The sequence below is a fragment of the Hyalangium sp. genome (assembly GCF_045802625.1).
Classification (GTDB): Bacteria; Myxococcota; Myxococcia; order Myxococcales; family Myxococcaceae; genus Hyalangium.
Genome location: NZ_JBJMQP010000186.1, coordinates 1 through 3,576, shown reverse-complemented (window position 1 = coordinate 3,576; position 3,576 = coordinate 1). Strand labels below are relative to the sequence as shown.

General features: G+C 67.4%; 7 protein-coding genes. All 7 read right to left on the bottom strand.

Going from position 1 to position 3,576, the window contains the following annotated elements; genetic code table 11:
• Positions 1-451, bottom strand: a 451-nt coding sequence (locus tag ACJ8AT_RS31315) for a glycoside hydrolase family 19 protein (RefSeq protein WP_407741606.1), incomplete at its 3' end; no start/stop codon positions are given.
• Complete coding sequence (locus ACJ8AT_RS31310) at positions 448-750, bottom strand: hypothetical protein (RefSeq protein ID WP_407741605.1); 303 nt, start codon at positions 748-750, stop codon at positions 448-450. The genes ACJ8AT_RS31310 and ACJ8AT_RS31315, both read right to left, overlap by 4 nt.
• A gap of 2 nt (positions 751-752) precedes the next feature.
• Positions 753-1,235 carry a hypothetical protein gene (locus ACJ8AT_RS31305; RefSeq protein ID WP_407741604.1) on the bottom strand — a complete coding sequence of 161 codons (483 nt, stop codon included), beginning with the start codon at positions 1,233-1,235 and terminating at the stop codon, positions 753-755.
• A gap of 2 nt (positions 1,236-1,237) precedes the next feature.
• Positions 1,238-2,002: a hypothetical protein gene (locus ACJ8AT_RS31300; protein ID WP_407741603.1), complete on the bottom strand. Its 765-nt coding sequence runs from the start codon at positions 2,000-2,002 to the stop codon at positions 1,238-1,240.
• A 30-nt stretch (positions 2,003-2,032) separates the two neighbouring features.
• Positions 2,033-2,323: a hypothetical protein gene (locus ACJ8AT_RS31295; protein WP_407741602.1), complete on the bottom strand. Its 291-nt coding sequence runs from the start codon at positions 2,321-2,323 to the stop codon at positions 2,033-2,035.
• 1 nt (position 2,324) lies between these two features.
• The gene (locus ACJ8AT_RS31290) at positions 2,325-2,969 is read right to left on the bottom strand and encodes a hypothetical protein (RefSeq protein ID WP_407741601.1); all 645 of its coding nucleotides are present in this window, start codon (positions 2,967-2,969) and stop codon (positions 2,325-2,327) included.
• A 70-nt stretch (positions 2,970-3,039) separates the two neighbouring features.
• Positions 3,040-3,576 (bottom strand): hypothetical protein (locus tag ACJ8AT_RS31285; protein ID WP_407741600.1); only part of this gene is annotated, 537 nt, incomplete at its 5' end.

The following is a 3,576-nucleotide window of genomic DNA, read 5'->3' as shown; positions in this document are numbered from 1 at the left end:
AGCCGACGTCAGCCTCAGCGGCCCGGGTGGGGTTGCCCTCCAAGTCCACGCCGAGGGCCTGGCCGGCGGCGCGGTAGTTGGCGCGGCCGGTGAGCTGAATGGGGCCACGGCCCTTGTAGCGGGTGCCGTCTCCTGGCTGGGTGTTGCCCAAGTCTTTACGGCCCTCGTACGCGGCGCCGCTCGCCAGCTCCTCGAAGTGGCGCAGCTCGGCGCTCTCGTGGGCCAGCTGCGCGAGGAAGGCCGCCATGCGGGGCTTGCTGGTGATGCCCGCCTCACCCATGGCGGCGTTGAGGTGCTCCAGGTACTGCTGGGCCTTCGCCACGGTGAGGTTGGGCATGATGGCGCGCAGCTGCTCGAGCGTGAGGCTCGCCCTCCTGGTGAGCAGCACCACGGCGGCCACCACAGCGGCCGCCACAGCCACCCCCACCGCGATGAGTGCCCCGCGGCTCACGGCGAGCTCCGCGCCCGCTCTCTCTCCCAGAGGCGCTGCACCGAGCCCGCGATGACATCGTGGTCCGCCTTGAGAGAGGCGAGCTTCGCATGGGTGGGCTGCAGCTCCTCGGCCACCAGCTCTTTCACCTCGTCGGCCAGGAGCTCGCGCAGCAGCGGCCCGAGCAGGCGCAGGAGGTCGGCCGCGATCTGGGGGAGGGACTGCTTCATCTTCCGGATGAAGAAGAGCCCGCCGACAAAGGAGCCGAGCAGGCCCGAGATGAACTGGAGCATTTCGAAGTGAGAGAGGTTGTGGAACATGTTCAGCCTCGGATCGCCCGGGCGATGCCGGCGACGTTGTTGACGGTGACGATGACAACCACTACGGCAACCACACCCACCACCACCTTGAGCGCCGTGGGCCAGGCGCTCGGGGTGGCAATGTCCTTGGCCGTCTGCGTGGTGGTGTTCACCACCACGGCGAGCAGCGAGCCCTTGTAGAGCCCGTCCGAGTAGGCTTTCAGCGCGCTGGCAATGTCATCCCCAATGCGCAGCCAGAAGCTCACTGCGTAGGGGTACCCATCCGGCTCGTGGCCTTGCAGGGCCCAGCCCTTCCAGGCTGAGCGCCACGTGTTGAAGCGCACGCGCTCGTCGGCGATGGCCTTGAGCGCGGCCTTCTGGGCGTCCGTGGTGAAGAACTGCGCCTTCACCACGAGCGCCCACCTCTCGGCCGCGAGCACCTGGTCCTCCAGGAGCTTCTCGGCCTTATCCATCTGCGCGCGCTCCTGCTCGGTCGCGCCGGCCATGGCTAGGGGATGCCCCAGAGGTCGATCTGGAAGAGGCCGTTGACATTCACATCCGCGGTGGTGACCTGGACGAACGGCTGCACGTAGGCCCACCGGCCGTTGCGGCCCGTGCGGTAGGTGGTGGCCACCTCAGCCACGGTGTCACCCACATCAATCGAGAAGCAGCCGCCCGTGCCCCCGCCGCTGGCGAGGTCAAAGCCCGCGCCTGCTCCTCCTGCCCACGCGAAGTCTGGATCGTTGGTCGTGCCCAACGTCGAGAGGAGCCTCATGCCAACTTTGCAGTGCCCTCCGACAGTGGCGACACCGCTCTCGCTGAGCAGCACCGCCTTGACCCCGCGGAAGCGCCGGACGTCAAAGCGTCCCTTCTCGGAGTCCGGAGTGAAGCCGTTGAGGCCGTCCTTGTCGATGATGCCGTCCATGAAGAACGGGCTGGCGCTCGCTGTGAAGGTCTCGCCATCTTCCAGGGAGGCGCTGCAAAGCTTCTGCATGCCCGCTGGAGCGGCGGGGCCAGCGCTGTCAGCGTCGCTCTCGAGCGTGTAGCAGAGCCAGGTGCTTCCCTTCGTGGCCCCCCAGAACTCCATCTTGCTGAACGGCCCGCGCTTGATCTCACGCACCTCCGTCAACACGTCACTGGCGTTGGCCGCGCCGTTGGGGTGCGCTTCAATGGGGAAGAGAGCTGGCCCATTGTGAGGGGCGACGAGGAAGCCGATGCCTGCGGTGAGGGTGAACTTCCCGTCCTGGTCAGCCGTCTTGTACTCGATCTTCATGTGGTGTCTCCGTGGCGCTGCGTGTGGTGGCTAGAACAGGCCCTTGAAGGTGTTGAAGATGCTCTTGCCCTGGTTGAACAGGTCCTTGGCCGTGTTCACCGCCTTCGCCGCGCTGCTGGCGATGTTGGTGATGGTGTTGACAGGCGAGGACTGCGCAGGAGAGGCGCCGTGCACCGGCATCGAGCTCCCCGGGCTCGGGCCGTACACAACCGGCTGCAGCTGGACTGGCGCGGGATTCTCGTGGCTGCGCTTGATCAGCACGTACGCAGCAGTGGCGAGCCCAACAGACACGACGATGACGATTGCGGTTGTGGTGTTCATCTCACTTCTTCTTTCCGAAGAGGCCGCCGATGCCCTTCACGATGGAGGCCACGGGCTTCACGGCGACCTTGTTGACGATGGACCCAGGCTTGGTCGGATCCAGCTTGCTCACCGCGTTGCGCACGGTGGTTTCAGCCTTCTTCCCCGCCACCAGGGCAATGCCCTTGCTGATGGCCTCTGCGCCCAGCTTGATGGGGATGGCAGGGGGGCCAATGAGGGCCGCCACGCCCACCGTCTGCGCGACATTCTTCGACACCGAAGGAGGCAGCCCCACCTTCGCGAGCACCTTCTCCGTGGCCTTTGCCGCCACGAGTGGCACCGCGGTGGTGATGTTGAGGCGCGCCACATCCCCCGCGCCCTTGCCAGCGAACTTCTCCACCACGTCGCCCACGGCGTTGTTGACGGCAATGCCAGCCAGCACCGTCCCCGCGGCCTTCGGCAGCTGGGGCAGTTGAGGCGGCGCCGGCGGAGTGGTGACAGCAGGTGGGACGGCGATGGGAGCCACCGCGCCGGCCTTCGCTGCAGCCCTGTCCTCAACGGGAGCTGCGGCAGGAGCGCGCGGGGGAGCCTTCTTCTTGTGGAGCAGCAGCGCGCCGCCCACTGCGGCGGCCGCCACGACTATGAGAACGGGGACATAGGGCTTCATCGGCGCGCAGCTCCTGCAGCACGAGAGAGGGGCGCCCGGGCCTCAGTGGCTCCAGGCGCTGTGAGAGGCCTTACGCCGAGAGCGCGTGGCGCACCTGGTCCAGGATGGGGGAGCCCCGCGTCTCGAAGCCCTCCGTGTCCTGCACCGCTCCCGGGTTGGCCAGGGCCACGTGGCGGATGACGCCCTCGGCGTTCCTCTCCTCGCCCTTCACCTTGTAGTCAGCGATCAGGTTGCGGGCGTTGGCGCCCGCCGACTCAGGGATGTACGGGTGGGCCGTGTCCCCGTCGCCCGTGCTCACCAGGCCCGCGAAGCGAGTGAACTCCGCATCCTTGTCGCTGTAGAGGATGAAGCCCGTGTACGCGTTGTGCGCCTCCGGCACCTCGTAGCCCATTGCCACCGCGGCGTTGACGGCCTTGAGCGGGGTGTTGCGTCCCGTCTTGCCGGCGGCCTCCTCCACGTCCGCGCGCACCTCATCGTCCGCGGGGATGGGGAACACCAGCCCGCGCAGCTTGAAGGTCCCCAGGTCCTTGGTGATTTGCTCCACCTCGAGCTGGCCCACCGGCAGCGCGGGGAAGTCGCGCTCCTGCGTCCACTGGTAGAGCGTGGT

Excerpts from the sequence above, each read along its gene's own strand:
- ACJ8AT_RS31310 (WP_407741605.1), bottom strand. The coding sequence starts at position 750 with ATGTTCCACAACCTCTCTCACTTCGAAATGCTCCAGTTCATCTCGGGC.
- ACJ8AT_RS31305 (WP_407741604.1), bottom strand. The coding sequence starts at position 1,235 with ATGGCCGGCGCGACCGAGCAGGAGCGCGCGCAGATGGATAAGGCCGAG.
- ACJ8AT_RS31300 (WP_407741603.1), bottom strand. The coding sequence starts at position 2,002 with ATGAAGATCGAGTACAAGACGGCTGACCAGGACGGGAAGTTCACCCTC.
- ACJ8AT_RS31295 (WP_407741602.1), bottom strand. The coding sequence starts at position 2,323 with ATGAACACCACAACCGCAATCGTCATCGTCGTGTCTGTTGGGCTCGCC.
- ACJ8AT_RS31290 (WP_407741601.1), bottom strand. The coding sequence starts at position 2,969 with ATGAAGCCCTATGTCCCCGTTCTCATAGTCGTGGCGGCCGCCGCAGTG.